Genomic DNA, 17,365 nt, shown 5'->3' with positions numbered 1-17,365 from the left:
GTGACTGTCACTGAACTGCTGTCGTACGAGGCGGCGCTCGCGTCGTACGACCCCGTCATGGGCCTGGAGGTCCATGTCGAGCTCGGCACGAAGACCAAGATGTTCTGCGGTTGCTCGACCGAGCTGGGCGCCGAGCCCAACTCGCAGACCTGCCCGGTCTGCCTGGGCCTGCCCGGCGCGCTCCCGGTCGTCAACGCGATCGGCGTCGAGTCCGCCATCAAGATCGGCCTCGCGCTGAACTGCGAGATCGCGCAGTGGTGCCGCTTCGCCCGGAAGAACTACTTCTATCCGGACATGCCGAAGAACTTCCAGACCTCCCAGTACGACGAGCCGATCGCCTTCAACGGCTACCTGGACGTCCAGCTGGAGGACGGCGAGGTCTTCCGCGTGGAGATCGAGCGCGCCCACATGGAGGAGGACACCGGCAAGTCGACCCACGTCGGCGGCGCCACCGGCCGTATCCACGGCGCGTCCCACTCCCTGCTCGACTACAACCGGGCCGGCATCCCGCTGATCGAGATCGTCACCAAGCCCATCGAGGGCGCGGGCGACCGGGCCCCCGAGGTCGCCAAGGCGTACGTGGCCGAGCTGCGCGAGGTCATCAAGGCCCTCGGCGTCTCCGAGGCCCGTATGGACAAGGGCCAGATGCGCTGCGACGTGAACCTGTCGCTGCGCCCGCACGGCACCAAGACCTTCGGCACCCGCAGCGAGACCAAGAACGTCAACTCGCTCCGGTCGGTCGAGCGCGCGGCGCGCTTCGAGATCCAGCGCCACGCGGCCGTGCTCCAGTCCGGCGGCACGATCGTGCAGGAGACCCGTCACTTCCACGAGGACGACGGCTCCACCACCTCCGGCCGCATCAAGGACAACGCCGAGGACTACCGGTACTTCCCGGAGCCCGACCTGGTCCCCGTCGCCCCGGCCCCTGCCTGGGTCGAGGAGCTGCGGGCCGGCCTGCCCGAGATGCCGCGGGTGCGCCGCAACCGGCTCCGCGAGGACTGGGGCGTCAGCGAGTTCGACATGCAGTCGATGCTCAACGCGGGCGCCGTGGACTCCATCGTCGCCACCATCGAGGCGGGCGCCGACTCGGTCGCCGCGCGCAAGTGGTGGATGGGCGAGCTGGCCCGCAACGCCAACGAGCAGGGCGTCGGCGTCGACGAGCTGCCGATCACCCCGGCCGAGGTGGCCCGGGTGGCGGCGCTGGTCGCCGACGGCTCGCTCAACGACAAGCTGGCCCGCCAGGTCCTGGAGGGCGTCCTCGCCGGCGAGGGCACCCCGGACGAGGTCGTCGAGAAGCGCGGCCTGAAGGTCGTCTCGGACGAGGGCGCGCTGGGCACGGCCGTGGACGAGGCCATCGCCGGCAACGCGGCCATCGCGGACAAGATCCGCGGCGGCAAGGTCGCGGCGGTGGGCGCGCTGGTCGGCGCGGTCATGAAGGCCACCCGCGGCCAGGCGGACGCCGCCCGCGTGAAGGAGCTCATCCTGGAGCGCCTGGGCGTCACCGAGGGCTGATCCCCTTCCGGTGCTGCCGAGCCGGCGCGGCCGGTCGTTTCCCACGACCGGCCGCGCCGGCTTTTTCGCGGGCTCAGCCGGTGAGGGCGTGCCCGGTGGTCACGTCCACATGGCCGGGGACCTCGTCGTGGCGGTCGCCGACGGTCAGCGTCCCGGTCGGCTCGAACAGCAGGATCGACGCGCCGGACGGGGCGGACGGCTTGTGCTCCGTGCCCCGGGGGACGGTGAAGGCCGTGCCCCGGGGGAGCCGTACGGTGCGTTCGCCGCCCGGCTCGCGGAGCGCGATGTGCAGCTCCCCGTCGAGCACGAGGAAGAACTCGTCGGTGTCGTCGTGCGCGTGCCAGACGTGCTCACCCCCGACCTTGGCGATGCGGACGTCGTAGTCGTTGACGCGCTCGACGATGCGGGGGCTCCACAGGGCGTCGAAGGAGGCCAGGGCCTCGGGAAGGGAGACGGGCTGGTTGGTCATGGGCCCATCCTGAGCCGTTCCGGACGGCCCGCGTGAGTGCTAGGAATCGCACATGCCGAAAGAATCCTCGCACCCGCACGAACCCCCGCACCCGCACGAACCCCCGCACCCGCACGAACCCCCGCACCCGCACGAACCCCCGAACCCGCACGAATTCCTGAACCCGGACGAATCCCCGGACCCGCGGCGCACGTCCGGCACGCACCGGGTGGTCGTGATCGTGGACGAGAACTCGAACCCCTTCGAACTGGGCTGCGCGACCGAGGTGTTCGGTCTGCGCAGGCCGGAGATCGGCCGCGAGCTCTACGACTTCGCGCTCTGCTCGCCCGAGCCCGGCACCCGGATGAGGGACGGATTCTTCACGCTCACCGGAGTCCTCGGCCTGGAGGCGGCCGATACGGCGGACACCCTGATCGTCCCCAACCGCCCCGACACCGACGTGCCCCGCCGCCCCGCCGTGCTCGACGCCGTCCGGCGGGCCCACGCCCGCGGCGCGCGCCTGATCGGCTTCTGCAGCGGCGCCTTCACCCTGGCCGAGGCCGGAGTCCTGGACGGGCGCCGGGCCACCGCGCACTGGCAATGGGCGGATTCCTTCCGGGCCCGCTTCCCTTCGGTCCGCCTCGAAGCGGACGTGCTCTTCGTGGACGACGGCGACATCCTCACCGCCGCGGGGAGCGCGGCCGCGCTGGACCTCGGGCTGCACGTGGTCCGCCGCGACCACGGCGCCGAGGTCGCCAACTCGGTGAGTCGGCGCCTGGTCTTCGCGGCGCACCGGGACGGCGGACAGCGGCAGTTCGTGGAGCGCCCCGTCCCCGACCAGCCGGACGAGTCCCTGGCACCCCTCCTCGCCTGGGCCCAGGAGCGGCTGGACTCCGTCCTCACGGTCCCGGACCTCGCGGCGCGGGCGGCGGTCAGTCCGGCGACCCTGCACCGCCGCTTCCGGGCACAACTGGGAACGACCCCGCTGGCGTGGCTCACGGGGGAACGGCTCGCCCTGGCGTGCCGGCTGATCGAGCGGGGCGAGTCCCGCCTGGAAGTGGTCGCCCGGCGGAGTGGGCTGGGCACCGCCGCCAACCTGCGCACGCTGATGCGCCGCCAGACCGGCATCACTCCGTCGGCCTACCGGCGCCGGTTCGGAGCGGGGGCCGGCTGAAGGACCGGCTGACGCCCGGCCTCACCTCATTTTTAGGTCGGAAGACCTAAAGTCATGCTTCATGACTGATCACCAGATCACCGACCGGCTCCGGCACCACCCCGAGGGCCCCGTGCTGATCACCGGCGGCTACGGCACCGTGGGCACCGAGATCGCCCGGCTCGTCGCCCCCGCGGCCCCCGTACTCCTCACCGGCCGCTCGCCGGAGCGCGGCAAGGCGCTCGCCGCCATGCTCGGCGGCGAGGTGCGCGCCTGGGACCTCGCCGACCCCGCGCCCTTCTCCGCGGCGGTCCGCGCCGTCATCGGCTCGGTCAACGACCCCGACGACCGGGTGCTCCGCGCCGCCGTCACCGCCGGCGTGCCGTACGTGGACATCACCCGGTGGACGGCCCGGCTGCAGCGGGCCGTCACCGTGGCCGCGCTGCTCCGGCCCACCGCCCCGGTGCTGCTCTCCTCCGCCTGGATGGGCGGCGTCAGCAGCCTCGCCGCGGCCGCCCTGGCCGCCGAACTCGGCGGTGCCGACCGGGTCGAGACCTCCGCGCGCTGGGACACGGCCGACCGCGCCGGCGCGGACTCGGTGGAGTTCATGGACCGGCTCGGCGTGCGGTTCGAGGTGGTCGAAGGCGGCCGCCGCCGCCTCGCCGCCCCGCTCAGCGACGTCCGTACCGTCCGCATCGGCGACGAGGCGGTCAAGGTGGCCCGGATCGACACCCCCGAGCAGTTCACCCTGCCGCTGACCCTCGGCGCGGCCACCGCCGCCACCCGGATCGGCTTCAGCTCGGGCGGCGCCACCCGCGCCCTGCTCGCCCTCGGCGGCACCGGGTTCTTCCGCTGGGCCGGCGGCGAACGCTGGACCTCCGTACGCCGCGCCCTGCTGCACTCCCCGGGCGAGGGCGGCACCGCCGGCTTCCGCGTGGACGTGACGTACCGCGGCACCACCCGCACCGCCACCGTCACGGACCCGCACGGCCAGAGCCGGCTCACCGCGCTCGGCGCGCTCCTCGGGCTGCAGCGGGTGCTGGGCCTCGACGGGTCGCCCGCCCCGGACGGCGGCGTGGCCTTCCCCGAGCAGCACCCGGACCCGGCCCGCGCGCTCGACGCCCTGGCGGAGCACGGGGTCCGCGTGGAGATCGACCGGACCTCGGCCCGAGCCGCCGCGTGACCGCCGGGACCCCCAAGGGCGAGCAGCGGCGTACGGCCCTGCTGGACGCGGCCCGGCACATCCTGGCCACTTCGGGCGGAGCCGAACTCACCATGCGGGCGGTGGCGGACGCGGCCGGGGTCCGCCTCGGCCACCTCCAGTACTACTTCCCGTCCCGCACGGAGCTGCTGGCCGCCCTGCTCGAACGCATCCTGGCCGACTCCCTGGCACGGATCGCCGGCCTGGCGGCAGTCGAGGCGGACGGGGCGGCACTCGGGGCCGCGCTGGAGAGCGTCCTTGCGGACCACGACGACCCGGCCCTGGTCCGGCTGTTCACCGAGGTCTGGGCGATGGCCGCGCACGACCCCGACGCCGCGGCCGCCGTCACCGCCTTCTACGCCGCCTACGCCGAGCAGGTGGCGGCCTTCATCGGCCACCACGCCCCGGACACCGCCCCGGAGGAGGCGCGCACCCGCGCCGAGGTCTTCCTGATGCTGATGGAGGGCGCGGCCCTGTTCCGCTCCGGCATCGCGGGCCACCCCACCGCCCCCACCGAGACCCGGCTCCGCGGGGTGCTGCTCGGACTGCTGGAGGGGGGTGACCGGGGGCACGGGGCGGCCGGTGAGAGTGCGTAGCAGTCGTCAGGTCGAAGGCCGCGGTCACCGGACGGCCCGGCACCCTCGGCGGGTCACCCGTCCGCCAGGAGGAGCCAGACCTCGGAGAAGGCGAGGCCGTGGTCCCGGCTGACCACCCCGCACGGGCAGCCCAGCGCGATGACACGCCAGTCGCAGGTCACCGTCCACGGGCCGTCCGCCTCCCCGCACCGCGGGCAGAGCACGGTCCTGGCCGACCACACGTCAGGAGCGGGCCTGTCGTAGTGGCGGAAACGGCCCGCGTACCGGACCTGCCAGGGCTCGGCCGGCGGCGTGACCGGGACGGCTCCGGGCGGAGCCTCCGCGGCCAGCAGCGTGAACAGAGAGATCAGACCGGGGAGGAGAGCCTCGCCCGCCTCGGTCGGCGGCACCCCCGCGCCACCGTCCGCCGCCGTAGGCGCGGACCCGTAGCGCGGGGCCGCCGCTGCGGCCGGCGGGGACGGAAACCCGTGCCACGGCAGGAAGGCACGGGCGAGCGCGGCCAGCAGGGCGGCCGCCGGCGGGCTCACGGTGCCCGCGTCGAGGTGGTGGATGGCCGCGCGCAGAACGCGCTGCAGCCGCCGGTCCCGGTCCGTGGCCGACATCCGCGAAGGGGCCCGCCGGGCCGGAAGCGGGGCGGAAAGGCGAGCCAGGACCCTGGCCGCGGCCGCGGCGTCGCGGGCGGCAGGACGCCACTCCCCGGCGGTCAGGAGCTGCCGGGCGCGCCCGGACTCCCGGACCAGCGCGCGTGTCGGCAACGGCCGGTCACTGGGGGCCGCCGAGGATGTCCCGTGTTCGTACGTCACGGCGTCCCCACTCCCGTTCGAGCCGTCCCGAGGCTGCCCGTGCGTCCGCCTGAACGGTAGTGGGCACGGACATTCCACCAGACGGTGGAAGAGGCCCGTGCTCCGGCCACGGCCGACGGCGCTCCGCCGCTCAGCGCTTGAGCTGGGGGTTGGCGATCACGACGACGCCGTTGTTGCAGCCCTTCTCCACCTTCACGCGCAGCCGCAGGGCGCCCGTCACGTCGATGGTCTTGGTGATCGGCTTGCCGAGTTCGACGAGTTCGGCGAAGTCGGCGGGCCTGTCGTCCAGCGAGATGCTGATCCGCCCCTGCTCGTGGTTGGACCCGTCGTCGATCCCCGCGATGAACTCCAGGCTCTTCCACTCCTTGTTCAGGTCGAACTCCGTGTACGCGCCGTCGTAGCAGTCCGGCTTGGCGATGAACGCGGCGCTGTACCGGGTGGTGTTGAGCTTGGCGGGCGCGATCTCGAACTCGTCGAGCCCCGCGATGGTGGTCATCACCGTCAGATCGGCCACCTTGGTACCGGGCGCGATCGGGGCCGGGGAGCCGCTGCCCGACCCGCTGGGTGCGGGCGAGCCCGTGGCGGGCCCCTCCGAGGCGGTGTCCGAGGGTTCGGGAGTCGGCGAGGGGGTGGCGGAGCCCGGGGTCTGCGGGGCCGAGCTCGTGGCCGGTGCCGCCCCCTTGTTCCCGGTGTCGGCCGCTTCCTTGTCCTTGTCCCGGTCCGACAGCACCGCGGCTGCGGCCACCGCGCCCGCCGCGACCAGCAGCACCGCGAGGGCCGAGGCCAGGATCAGCTTGCCGCGCTTCTTCTTCGGCTTCGGCTCCGTCGCGGCGACCTGTGCGACCGGGGTGGTCGGCGTGTTCGCGGAGGCGGGCGCGGCGGTGGGACCCGACGGCCCGCCCGGGCCGGAGCCGTAGGTGGGCGGGTACGGCGAGGAGGACGCGGGCCCGTACGGCGATCCGCTCACCGGCGGCCCGAACCCGGCCGGGGCCGAGGGTGCCGGCGCGGGTGCAGCGGGAGCCGACGGCGCGGGCGCGGGTGCGGGTGCCTGCGCCTGCGCGGCGGCCGGAGGTGCCTGCTCCCGCGAGACGGTGGGCCCGGACGCCTCCGCCGCGGGCGCGGCGGGTGCCGCCTGGGCCGGGGCGGCCTGCGGCTGCACGGGGGCCACCGGCGGCGGCGTGGTCGGCGGGACGACCGGCGGGTTCACGGTCGGCGGGGCGACGGGAGGCGCTGTCGGTGCCGCAGCCGGGGCGGACGCGGGCGGCTTCGGGGTCTCGACCGGCAGCCCCGCGGGCATCGGCGGCACGCGGGGCGCGGAAGCCGGAGGCGGCGGGACGAAGCCGGGCGGCACCGCGTCCGCCACGGGACGTGAGGTGGTGCTCGACGTGGTCGTGGAGACGACCGCGTGCCGGAGGTCCTTCATCCAGGACGCCAGGCTCGGCGTGCGCTCCCCCGGGTCGGAGGCGCAGATCTCCACGATCCGTGCGCGCCGCTCCTCGTCCAGGACGGCGATCTGCGGCAGCCCGGTGAACGCCGCCGCAAGCTGCCCCGGCGCGGGCGGCGGGGACTCCCCGCTCAGCAGGAAGTAGGCGATGGCGCCGAACGCGTACCGGTCCGTGCCGGGCGTCCGCTTCCCCTCGAACACCTCGGGCGCCGCGTACCCCGGCGTGAACCACACCTCGGCCGTCTGGTGGTCGGCGGTCAGCTTGGACAGCCCGAAGTCCACCAGCGTGGCCTGGCCGTGCTCGTCCACCATCACGTTGCCGGGGGAGAGGTCACCGTGGATCACGGTCCGCCCGGACGGCGTGGCCCGCCCCGAGTGCAGCCAGTCCAGGACGTCCGCCAGCTGCTCCAGCGTCCGCATGACCTCACGACGCTCGGCGGGAGTCGCCAGGCTCCGTTCGGCCCGCCAGTCCCGCAGGTCCAGCCCGTCGACGTGGTTCATGACGAGCACCAGGGCCCGCCCGCTGAGCGTGTCCCCCTCGCCCTTCCGGTGGATCGGCGGCCCCTCGAAGTGCTCGCGGACCCCGACCACCCCGGGCCGGTGCACGAACCGCAGCAGTTCGGCCTGCTCGTTCCACTTCTGGCTGGCCCGCCCGAAGACGTCGGGCGTGATCGTCGTCTTCGAGTCGAGCACCTTCACGACGACCGGTTCCGCCCCGCCGGCCAGCTCGATCTCCGCGAGGTAGAGCACGGCCTCGCCGCCGCGCCCGATCGACCGGAGTAACCGGTAGCGGTCCGGTGCGGAGTCCGGTCCGATGTGCAAGTCCTGGCCGGCCAATGTCCCCCCAGCGCCACTGATGTGATGGGCGATCAGCTTGGCGGGTGGGGCGGGGGGAGGTCAATCCGCGTCAGGTGTTCGCGTGCACGAAGGCCGTCCAACATGCGGGAGAGACCGTGAGGACGGGGCCCGCGTCACCGGCCTTGGAGTCCCTGACGTGCACGGCGGACGGGTGGGCGGCTACCTCGACGCAGGCGCCGCCTTCGCTACCGCTATAGCTCGACTTCCGCCAGTCATAGGCGACTTCGATGCAGGCGCCGCCTTCGCCACTGCTGTAGCTCGACTTGAACCAGGCCAGCGCGCGCATCATGACTCTCCTAGCAGGTCGTCCAGCAGGCCCTTGCTGTCCTCGACGGACAGGGCCTGAGAACGCAGCATCCCATACTTGAGGTGGAGTACATGGACCTCGTCGGGATCGTCCTGCAGGTAGCTCGATCGCTGCCCTTCCAGATAGGCGAGTGGCTCGTGGTCAGGGGTCTGGAGCAGGATCATCGGGCCATCCAGGGCGGCGTGAGTCTCGACGCCTGTAGGCATGATCTGCAGCCCTAGATGCGGGAGTTCGGCGATCTCTCGCAGGTACTCGACTTGTCCGCGCAACACCGCCGGACCTCCGATCGGGCGGCGCAGGACCACTTCCTCGATGATCGCGTGCACGATCGGAGGCGAGGGCTCGCGTTGCAGAATGGCCTGGCGGTCCAGTCGAGCCGCGATCCTCTGGGCGGTCTCTTCGGCTGCCAATGGCGGATAGACGCAACTGAACACGGCTGCGGCGTACTCCTGGGTCTGGAGCAGTCCAGGAACAACATGATTCTCGTACCAGAGCAGGCTCAGCGCCTCCCGCTCGTGCTCGATGAACTCCCGTGCGAATGCCGGATATCGCTCCCGCACCGGCACCTTCGCCAGGGATGCCGAGAGCAGTCCGCCGGTCTCCAGCAGCTCGTCCAGCTGCGCGGCGAGCCTCGGCTGGAGGAGCCGGCGTCCCTGCTCGATGGAGGCCACCGTCTCCATGTCGACGTGGAGCAGCTCGGCCAGCCGTCCCTGCGTGTAGCCAGCCTTCTTGCGGAGCTGCCCGTGCAACGCGCCGATGACCATCCAAGACGCGTTCCGCTGGGGCCTGTTCGTGTGACGCATGCGTGACCCATGCCCCCGCCGTCACGTACTGACGCTCCGTCGACCCGTACATCACCCGTACAAGAATAGTTCTGTAGCGCACGCTAGGAAAATAGCGGATCGCCTGCTCCCGCCGATGGCGAGGACAGCGCGGGAACTGTACAGTTCTGTACATGAGTGAGACACTGCCGATCACCGAGGCGAGGGCGAAGTTTGGGTCGCTGGTGCGCCGTGCGTCCCATGCCCGTGAACGCATCACCATCACCGACCACGGCCAGCCGGCGGCCGTCCTCATAAACCCTCAGGAGCTCGCCGACCTTGAGGACGCCCTGGCTCTGGCCCAGTACCGCGAGCGCCAGGCCGCAGGCACCGCCGTGGCCGCGCCGCACGATGACGTCCGTGCCAGGCTCGGACTGGAGCGTGGGTGACGTACGCGATCACCTGGGACGAGGCCGCCATCGACGCGGCCGCCCGGTTCCTCAAGGACGACCCCGACGGGCTACGCCAGCTGATGGACGCGGTCGACCTGCTCGCCGACCAGCCCCGGCCGGAAGTCAGCACCCCCTATGGCTCTCCGGACCTGCGGCGAATGCACGTCGGGCGCTATCGGGTCATGTACGAGATCACCGAGGCCGCGGTCACCATCGTGGTCATCCACGTCGGCCGCCTCGGCTGACGCCTGCGGCAACGATGGGCCGGAGCGACCGTGGCCCGGCCCATCGGCATGCCCGTTCCCACGCGGAGCGGATCGGCGTACCGGCGCTCGTCATCGTGACGGCCGGGGACCGGCTCGTGTCGGTAGCGCTCCAGCGCGAGCCGGCCGACACGGCCCCCGGTGCCCGGCACGCGGAACTGCTCCCACCGGGTACCTCCCGGGCGCCGAGCGGAAGCGCCGAGCGCCTACGCGCTGAGCTCGGCCGGCCGGTCCAGGAAGGCCAGCACGGCGCGCTTCTCCGGGAGGTAGACCTCGGGGAGGTCGATCTCCGGGAGGGTGATCTCGCCCTGCGGGACGAAGCCGATCCGGCCCAGCAGGGCCAGCGCCTTGGCGTTGGCGGCGTCGGGCTCCGCCACCGCGCGCCGGATCGCCGGGTCGCGGAAGGTGAAGCGGATCAGTGCCCCGACCAGGGTGCGGCTGAAGCCCGGGCGCGGCCGGCCGTCGACCGGCGCCAGCATCAGGTGGATGCCGATGTCGCCCTCCCGGACCTCGTAGCACTCGCTCACCCGGTCCTCCTCCGGCTGGTAGGTCTGGAACAGTGCCACGGGCACGCCGTCCAGCCGGACCATGAAGGCGTGGTGGGTGGTGCGGCGGTCGACGTCCTCGTAGATCTCCTGGACCAGCTCGCGGCTGACGCCGTTCATGCCCCAGAACTTCGCGCGCTCCTCGCTCACCCAGGAGTGGAGCACGGCGGAGTCGGCAGCCGGGTCGACGGGGGTGAAGCGGAGGGTGCCGAAGTCCTCGATGGTCTCCACGTGCACGTCGGCGCGGGGAGCGGCGGGGGAGTCGGTTCTCATGCGTATTCCTTCGTGAGCTTGTTCCAGTCGGTGACGACCGGTACGAGTGCGCCCCGCGCCCAGTGCGGGAGCTGGTCGCGGTGGTGGGGGGTGCCGGGGACGCCGTCGGCGCCCAGCGGGACCACCCACAGGCTGTCCTCGCGCCGGGCCAGGTCCCACACGTAACGGGCCGCCGAGGCGCGGGCGGTGAGGTCCGTGACGCCCGGGACGGACGAGGTGGCGTTGACGCAGTCGTGGTCGCCCCCGAGGCCGGGCCAGGTGGCCTCCGGGTCCGGGACCGCCTGCCAGGGGGCCAGCCGGTGGACCTCCGACCAGGGGGTGTCCGGGGTGCCGGCCGTCGCCTTCGCCGTCTCCTCCAGGGCCGTCCGTACGTGTGCCGCCCGGTCGAGCTCCGGCAGCAGGCCCGTGGTGAGCAGGCCCTCCAGCGCGTAGCCGGTCTTGGGGACGAGGAACTGCCAGGCGTGGAGCACGGAGGGGCCGGTCGGCGGGCTCGCCAGGCCGGCGAAGACCGGGTCGGCGGCGATGGCGCGGGTCGCCGCCGTACGGAAGGCGGCGAAGAGGGTCGCCTCGGTGCTGTCGGCGGCCATGTGCCGGTCCCAGCCGAGCAGCCGGTCGCGCAGGGCGGCAGCCTCGGGGGAGAGGCCGTCGAGTTCCGGCAGCAGGGCCAGCAGCGGCGCGGCGGAGGCCAGGTGGGTGTCCCGGTGGACGTCGGCCATGGCCGGTGCCGTCCAGTCGGCGGAGCCGCTGAGCACCTCGCGGATCCGGTTCGCCCGGTGCGGGGGTGCGAACTCCACGCCGAACGGGGAGGCGATGCCACGGGCGTTGGCCATCACCGCGAAGCCCTGCACGGGTTCCTCGGTGGTCTCCGCCCAGCCCTGCCAGGCGTACTGCGGGTCCCAGCCGGGCACCGGGCGCAGCCGGTTCGCGCGGTCGCGCAGCGGGACCGCCCCCGCGACGCGGTGCAGCAGGCCGCCCTCGGTGTCGGCGGCGTGCACCACGTTGACCGGCTCGGCCCAGCCGTCCAGGGCGCGGTCGAGGTCGGCGACCGTACGGGCGCGCAGCAGGGCGGGCAGGACGGCGAAGCCCAGGTCGGCGCGGACCCGCGGCGGGTAGCGCAGGCTCAGGTCGGCGTCGGCGCCGTCCTCGCCGGCCCGGACGACGACCGGGCCGCGGGCCGTCTCCAGCACCTCGACCATGACGTCCTCGGCGCCTCTGACGGCGATGGTCTCGGTGTGGCGGGCGACCGGCTCCCAGGTGCCGTCGGCGCCGCGCGCGGTGACGGTGCAGCCGTCCCCCTCGCCCTCCCGGTGCAGCTCCTCGGTGTAGAGGTCGTGGTAGTCGGCCATGGCGTTGGTGATGGCCCAGGCGGCGGAGCCGGTGTGGCCGAAGTGGGCAAGGCCGGGGATGCCGGGGACCGCGATGCCGACCACGTCGTAGTCGGGGCAGGAGAGGCGGATCTGCTGGTAGATGCCCGGGTCCTCGATGAACCGGTGCGGGTCGCCCGCGATGATCGCAGCGCCCGTGGCCGTACGGTCGCCGGGCACCAGCCAGCCGTTGCTGCCCGAGGTGCCGGGGCCGTCGGTGGCGAACAGGTCCACCGCCTCCTCGCCGAGGACGCGGGCGACCCGCTCGCGCCACAGCTTGGTGGGGAAGCCGGCGAACAGGATGTGCGCGGACAGCCAGATGCCGAGCGGCACCCAGGGCTCCCACGGGGTGGGGACGAGGCCGGTGTCCGCGAACCGCGGGTCGCGGGCGGCGCCGAGCGGAAGGCCCTCGTTGACGCCGTCGACGTACGCGCGCACCCAGGCGGCGGTGTCCTCGTCCAGGGCCTCCCAGCAGCGGCGGGCGGTGTCGTCGAGACGGACCCGGCGGGCGAACACGTCCCAGTCCACGGCCTCCGGGCCGAGGAAGGCGGCGGTGGAGCCCTGCGAACGGTGCCGCTCGACCTCCAGCTGCCAGGCCCGGTCCAGGGCGGTGGTGCGGCCCTGGGCATGGAGGAGGCTGAGCTCGTCCGAGGCCCGCAGGTGCGGGATGCCGTGGGCGTCCCGGAACACCTCGAAGTCCCTGTCGGTCACGTTGTTCTCACTGCTCACACCGCTCACTGCTCCCCGAGTGCATTAGGTTAGGCTGGCCTAACTATATGGCCCCGCGTGCGGGGTCTCGACGAAGGGGAGGACGGGCATGGGCGTCGGCAAGGGGTGGGAGGGGGTCGTCCTCAAACTGCTGCGGGGCAAGGACTTCACCTTCACGGTGACCGGGGCGGAGGACGTCACGGCGGACTTCCGCCGGGTGCACTTCACCGACGGCGGCCTGCTGGAGGCGGCGGGGGAGTCGCTGCACCCGACCATGTGGGTGCGCCTGTGGTTCGAGAACGAGGGCAAGCCGCACCAGCGCGCCTACACCCTGGTCGACCCGGACCGCACCGCCGGCACCTTCTCGCTGGAGTTCGCCCTGCACGACGGGGTGGCGAGCCGCTGGGCGCGCACCGCGCAGCCCGGCGCCACGATCGAGGCCACCGTGCAGGGCACCGGCTTCAGCGCGCCCGCGCCGGCCCCCGAGCGGCTGCTGCTCATCGGTGACCCGGCTTCGCTGCCGGCCATCAACTCCCTCCTGGGCGCCTTCCCGGAGACCCCGGCCACCATCTGGTTCGAGACCCAGCACGCCTCGGACGCGGACCTCCCGGTGCGGCTGGACCCGGCCCGGCACGAGATCCGGCGGATCGCCCGGCAGGGCGGCGGCACGGCGCTGGTCGAGCGGGTCAAGGCCGAACTGCCGGAGCTGGCTCCGGACCCGGCCTCGGCGTACGTCTGGCTGGCCTGCGACACCGCCACCACCCGCACCCTGACCACATGGCTGCGCAAGGACCTGGCCCTGCCCAAGCAGCGGATCGACAGCATGGGGTACTGGCGCGACACGGAGGCCTGACGGGCGCGGACCGCCCTCCCGGGCCGAGCGCAACCGCGCACCCCTTCCCGGTCGTCTGACCGGACATGATGCGATCTTTGAACGCGCTCAAATCGATCGGTTCATCGTTCAGGTCGTCGATCGGGTCCTCGTTCGGGTCCTCGTTCGGGTCCTCGATCGGCCCCGCCGCCGGGCAGCTCTGGCGGTTCGGGCTGCTCCAGGCCCGCTGCTGCGCGTTCGCCGTCGCCCTGGTGGCGGGGATCGGTGTCTCGGCACTGCTCCCCGAACTCCCGGTGGCCCGCTACGACCTGATCCTGCTCTACGGGATCGGCCTGACGGCGTTCGCCCGCAAGGTGGGCTGGGACAGTGCCCGCGACACCGCCGTGATCACCCTCTGCCACCTGATCGGGCTGGTCTTCGAGCTGGTCAAGGTGCAGCTGGGCTCCTGGAGCTACCCGGAGGACGCCGTCACCAAGATCGCTGGTGTTCCGCTCTACGGCGGCTTCCTCTACGCCGCCGTCGGCAGCTACGTGTGCCGGGCCTGGCGGCTGCTGGACCTCGCGCTGACCGGCTACCGGCCCCGGCTGATGGCCGTCCTGGCCGCCGCCGTCTACCTCAACTTCTTCACCCACCACTGGCTGCCCGACGCCCGCTGGGTGCTGGCGGCCCTGCTGCTGGCCGTCCTGTGGGGGACCGGGGTCGGCTACACGGTCGGCGCCGTCCGCTACCGGATGCCCCTCGCCCTGGCCTTCGTACTGATCGGCTTCTTCCTCTGGGTCGCGGAGAACGCGGCGACCTACGCCGGGGCGTGGAGCTACCCGGACCAGCTCGACGGCTGGCAGCCCGTCCCGCTCGCCAAGTTCGGCGCCTGGGCGCTGCTGATCTCCGTGACCTTCGTGATCGCCGCCCGGGTGGTCCGCCCCACCCGCGCGACCGCCCTCACCACTAGCCTCACGGCATGAACGACGGCGACACCATTTACACGGGCCGCGCCGCCCCCGACGCGGCCCTGGACCACGGCTGGCTGCTCGGCCACTTCAAGGAGCCCGGTGACCCGCGGCACAGCACCGACGTTGAGATCAAGTGGGGAGTGCACGCCAAGGGCGACGAACGGGCGCAGTGGGTCAGGGGCGAGGCGCGGACCGCGCTCCAGGTGCTGATCAGCGGACGCTTCCGGCTGGAGTTCCCGGGCCGTACGGTCGTCCTCGGCGAACAGGGCGACTACGTCGTCTGGGGCCGCGGGGTCGACCACTCCTGGTACGCGGAGGAGGACACCGTCGTCCTCACCGTCCGCTGGCCCTCCCTCCCCGGATACAAGGTCCCCGCGGACAGGGACCCCGCGGACAGGCGCCCCGCGGACAGGCGCCCCGCGGACGAGGACTCCGCGGACGAGGACTCCACGGACAAGATCCCCGATACCGGCCGGACCCTGTGACGATGCCCACGAAACGGGCCAACGATCACGAATCGCTGCGATCGTGTCGGTGGAGACCATCCGGGGCGACCCTCCGGAGGCACATGCGTTCATGCGTTCTGCGTCGGGCTGTCCCCCGGTGAAGATCCGAACCACCAGGGAGAGCACGTTCCGTTGGCAGCATTCGCTCGGTGGTGCATGCGGCACCGTCTCGTCGCCGTCCTGATCTGGCTGCTCGCGCTGGGCGGCACCGCCGCGGCCGCCGCCGGCGCCGGAGCGGCCTTCTCCAACGACTACCAGGTCCCCGGCACCGAGTCCGGCAAGGCCGGCGACCTGCTCCGGGCCGGTTTCCCCGGCCAGGGCGGCGACACCGACACCGTCGTCTGGCACACCCCGCCCGGCCAGACCGCCCGCACCCCCGCCGTCGAACAGCGGATGGGCCGCGCCCTCGACACCATCGCCGCGCTCCCCGGCGTGGGCGCCGTCACCAGCCCCTACCGGCCCGACGGCACCGGCCAGATCAGCCCCGACGGGCGCACCGCCTACGCCGTGGTCACCTTCGACCGGCAGGCCGACGCGGTCCCCAGGAACCAGGCCCAGGCCGTCGTCGACGCCGCCAAGAACCCGGTCACCGAGGCGGACGGGCTCCAGGTGGAACTCGGCGGCCGCGCCGTCGGCCTCACCGAGGCCCCCACCTCGCACCTCGCCGAGGCCATAGGCGTGGCCGTCGCGGCCGTCGTCCTCTTCCTCGCCTTCGGATCGCTCGCCGCCAGCCTGCTGCCCATCGCCACCGCCCTGGTCGGCGTCGGCACCGCCTACGCCGGCATCACCCTGCTCGGGCACGCCATGTCCGTCGCCGACTTCGCCCCCATGCTGGGCACCCTCATCGGCCTCGGCGTCGGCATCGACTACGCGCTGTTCATCGTCACCCGGCACCGCAAGGGCCTCAAACGCGGACTCCCCGTGGCGGAAGCGGCCGCGGGCGCGGTCGCGACCACCGGCCGTGCCGTGGTCTTCGCCGGCGCCACCGTGTGCATCGCCCTGCTCGGCATGCTGGTCCTCCGGCTGAACTTCCTCAACGGCGTGGCCATCGCCGCCTCCCTGACCGTGGTCCTCACCGTCGCCGCCTCGGTCACCCTGCTGCCCGCCCTCCTCTCGTACATCGGCCTGCGCGCCCTGTCCCGCCGGGAACGCCGCGTGCTCGCCGAGGAGGGCCCGCGGCCCGAACTCCCCACCGGCTTCGCCGCCCGCTGGTCGGCCTTCGTGGAACGCCGTCCCAAGCTGCTCGGCGCCGTCGCCGCCGTGGTCATGGCGGTGCTCGCCCTGCCCACCCTCTCCCTCCACCTCGGCACCTCCGACCAGGGCAACAACCCGGCCGGCTCCACCACCCGGCAGGCCTACGACCTTCTCGCGCAGGGGTTCGGCCCCGGCATGAACGGCCCGCTCGCGCTGGTCGCCCACCGCGAGGGCGGTCACGGTGACGGCGGCGACGGCCCGGCCCGCCTCGACCGGGCCGCCCTCGACCGCCTCGCCGAGACCCTGCGCGGCACCGACGGCGTCGCCGCGGTCACCCGCCCCCTGGTCAGCCCCGCCGGGGACACCGCCGTCCTGACCGTCGTACCTGACTCCTCCCCGCAGTCCAAGGACACCAGCGACCTGGTCGACCGGCTGCGCCACGAGGTCGTCCCCCCGCTCGAAGAGGGCGGCACCGAGCTGTACGTCGGCGGGGTGACCGCCGGTTACGACGACTTCGCCGAGGTCATCGTCGGCAAGCTGCCGCTCTTCGTCGGCGTGGTGATCACGCTCGGCTGCGTCCTGCTGCTGCTCGCCTTCCGGTCCGTCGGGATCCCCCTCAAGGCCGCCGCCATGAACGTCGCCGCCGTGGTCTCCTCCTTCGGCGTGGTCGTCGCCGTCTTCCAGTGGGGCTGGGGCAGCGAGCCGATGGGCCTGGGCAGCGCCGGACCGATCGAGCCCTTCCTGCCCGTGATCATGGTGTCGGTGCTCTTCGGCCTGTCCATGGACTACCAGGTCTTCCTGGTCAGCCGGATGTACGAGGAATGGCTGGAGACCGGGGACAACCGGCGCGCCGTCCGGGTCGGCCTGGCCGAGACCAGCCGGGTGATCAACTCCGCCGCCGTCATCATGATCTCCGTCTTCCTCGCCTTCGTGCTCAGCGGCGACCGGCTGATCGCGATGTTCGGCATCGCGCTGGCCGCCGCCGTGGCCCTGGACGCCTTCGTGCTGCGCACCCTGCTCGTCCCGGCGCTGATGCACCTGCTCGGCCGGGCCAACTGGTGGCTGCCCGGCTGGCTCGACCGGATCCTGCCCAAGATCAGCATTGAGCCGCCCGAGGAGCCGCCGCATGCGACACTGCCCGCGCAGCGGCCGAACGAGGACAACCGTCCGGCGGCCGTTTCCCGCTGACCGGTGA

At 73.1% G+C, this 17,365-nt stretch carries 17 protein-coding genes; 10 read left to right on the top strand and 7 right to left on the bottom strand.

Annotated features, from left to right (window positions below; genetic code table 11):
* On the top strand, nt 1–1,512 hold the full coding sequence (gatB, locus tag AC067U_RS28295; protein WP_478832603.1) for an Asp-tRNA(Asn)/Glu-tRNA(Gln) amidotransferase subunit GatB: 1,512 nt from the start codon (nt 1–3) through the stop codon (nt 1,510–1,512).
* A 73-nt stretch (nt 1,513–1,585) separates the two neighbouring features.
* Here gatB and AC067U_RS28290 read toward each other — a convergent pair whose 3' ends face one another.
* Entirely contained in the window at nt 1,586–1,981 is a 396-nt protein-coding gene (locus AC067U_RS28290) for a cupin domain-containing protein (protein ID WP_478832602.1), read from the bottom strand.
* 214 nt (nt 1,982–2,195) lie between these two features.
* Between AC067U_RS28290 and AC067U_RS28285 the strand changes: the two genes are divergently transcribed.
* The 3 genes from AC067U_RS28285 (at nt 2,196) to AC067U_RS28275 (ending at nt 4,910) form a co-directional block, all read left to right on the top strand.
* Entirely contained in the window at nt 2,196–3,134 is a 939-nt protein-coding gene (locus tag AC067U_RS28285; RefSeq protein ID WP_478832647.1) for a helix-turn-helix domain-containing protein, read from the top strand.
* A 61-nt stretch (nt 3,135–3,195) separates the two neighbouring features.
* On the top strand, nt 3,196–4,296 hold the full coding sequence (locus AC067U_RS28280; RefSeq protein ID WP_478832601.1) for a saccharopine dehydrogenase family protein: 1,101 nt from the start codon (nt 3,196–3,198) through the stop codon (nt 4,294–4,296).
* A complete protein-coding gene (locus AC067U_RS28275) occupies nt 4,293–4,910 on the top strand; it encodes a TetR/AcrR family transcriptional regulator (RefSeq protein WP_478832600.1) in 618 nt (205 codons plus the stop codon). The genes AC067U_RS28280 and AC067U_RS28275 overlap by 4 nt, the downstream gene beginning before the upstream one ends.
* 53 nt (nt 4,911–4,963) lie before the next feature.
* On the opposite strand, the gene AC067U_RS28270 is transcribed toward AC067U_RS28275, so the two are convergent.
* The 4 genes from AC067U_RS28270 to AC067U_RS28255 all read right to left on the bottom strand — a co-directional run bounded on the left by AC067U_RS28270 (nt 4,964) and on the right by AC067U_RS28255 (nt 9,086).
* Nucleotides 4,964–5,512 (bottom strand): hypothetical protein, encoded by a 549-nt coding sequence (locus tag AC067U_RS28270; RefSeq protein WP_478832599.1) that lies wholly within the window; start codon nt 5,510–5,512, stop codon nt 4,964–4,966.
* 331 nt (nt 5,513–5,843) lie between these two features.
* Nucleotides 5,844–7,979: a serine/threonine protein kinase gene (locus AC067U_RS28265; RefSeq protein WP_478832598.1), complete on the bottom strand. Its 2,136-nt coding sequence runs from the start codon at nt 7,977–7,979 to the stop codon at nt 5,844–5,846.
* Between the two features lie 85 nt (nt 7,980–8,064).
* Nucleotides 8,065–8,304, bottom strand: coding sequence for a DUF397 domain-containing protein (locus AC067U_RS28260; protein WP_478832597.1), 240 nt, complete (start codon nt 8,302–8,304; stop codon nt 8,065–8,067).
* Nucleotides 8,301–9,086 (bottom strand): helix-turn-helix domain-containing protein, encoded by a 786-nt coding sequence (locus AC067U_RS28255; RefSeq protein ID WP_478832596.1) that lies wholly within the window; start codon nt 9,084–9,086, stop codon nt 8,301–8,303. The genes AC067U_RS28260 and AC067U_RS28255 overlap by 4 nt, the downstream gene beginning before the upstream one ends.
* Nucleotides 9,087–9,277: 191 nt before the next feature.
* Between AC067U_RS28255 and AC067U_RS28250 the strand changes: the two genes are divergently transcribed.
* Both AC067U_RS28250 and AC067U_RS28245 read left to right on the top strand, forming a co-directional pair.
* Nucleotides 9,278–9,532 carry a type II toxin-antitoxin system Phd/YefM family antitoxin gene (locus tag AC067U_RS28250; protein WP_478832595.1) on the top strand — a complete coding sequence of 85 codons (255 nt, stop codon included), beginning with the start codon at nt 9,278–9,280 and terminating at the stop codon, nt 9,530–9,532.
* Nucleotides 9,529–9,780: a type II toxin-antitoxin system RelE family toxin gene (locus tag AC067U_RS28245; RefSeq protein ID WP_478832594.1), complete on the top strand. Its 252-nt coding sequence runs from the start codon at nt 9,529–9,531 to the stop codon at nt 9,778–9,780. Before AC067U_RS28250 ends, AC067U_RS28245 begins: the two co-directional genes overlap by 4 nt.
* 224 nt (nt 9,781–10,004) lie before the next feature.
* Here AC067U_RS28245 and AC067U_RS28240 read toward each other — a convergent pair whose 3' ends face one another.
* Complete coding sequence (locus tag AC067U_RS28240) at nt 10,005–10,616, bottom strand: GNAT family N-acetyltransferase (protein ID WP_478832593.1); 612 nt, start codon at nt 10,614–10,616, stop codon at nt 10,005–10,007.
* Nucleotides 10,613–12,718, bottom strand: coding sequence for a penicillin acylase family protein (locus AC067U_RS28235; protein WP_478832592.1), 2,106 nt, complete (start codon nt 12,716–12,718; stop codon nt 10,613–10,615). The genes AC067U_RS28240 and AC067U_RS28235 overlap by 4 nt, the downstream gene beginning before the upstream one ends.
* A gap of 79 nt (nt 12,719–12,797) precedes the next feature.
* Between AC067U_RS28235 and AC067U_RS28230 the strand changes: the two genes are divergently transcribed.
* From AC067U_RS28230 to AC067U_RS28215, 4 genes are all read left to right on the top strand, one after another.
* Complete coding sequence (locus tag AC067U_RS28230; protein WP_478832591.1) at nt 12,798–13,541, top strand: siderophore-interacting protein; 744 nt, start codon at nt 12,798–12,800, stop codon at nt 13,539–13,541.
* Between the two features lie 155 nt (nt 13,542–13,696).
* On the top strand, nt 13,697–14,482 hold the full coding sequence (locus AC067U_RS28225) for a DUF817 domain-containing protein (protein WP_478832646.1): 786 nt from the start codon (nt 13,697–13,699) through the stop codon (nt 14,480–14,482).
* The gene (locus AC067U_RS28220; protein ID WP_478832590.1) at nt 14,479–14,955 is read left to right on the top strand and encodes a cupin domain-containing protein; all 477 of its coding nucleotides are present in this window, start codon (nt 14,479–14,481) and stop codon (nt 14,953–14,955) included. The genes AC067U_RS28225 and AC067U_RS28220 overlap by 4 nt, the downstream gene beginning before the upstream one ends.
* A 153-nt stretch (nt 14,956–15,108) precedes the next feature.
* Entirely contained in the window at nt 15,109–17,358 is a 2,250-nt protein-coding gene (locus AC067U_RS28215) for an MMPL family transporter (protein ID WP_478832589.1), read from the top strand.
* Nucleotides 17,359–17,365: the final 7 nt, after the last annotated feature.

It is taken from the genome of Streptomyces sp. NPDC043853, from assembly GCF_056436025.1.
This window is presented reverse-complemented; position numbering and strand designations above follow the sequence as displayed.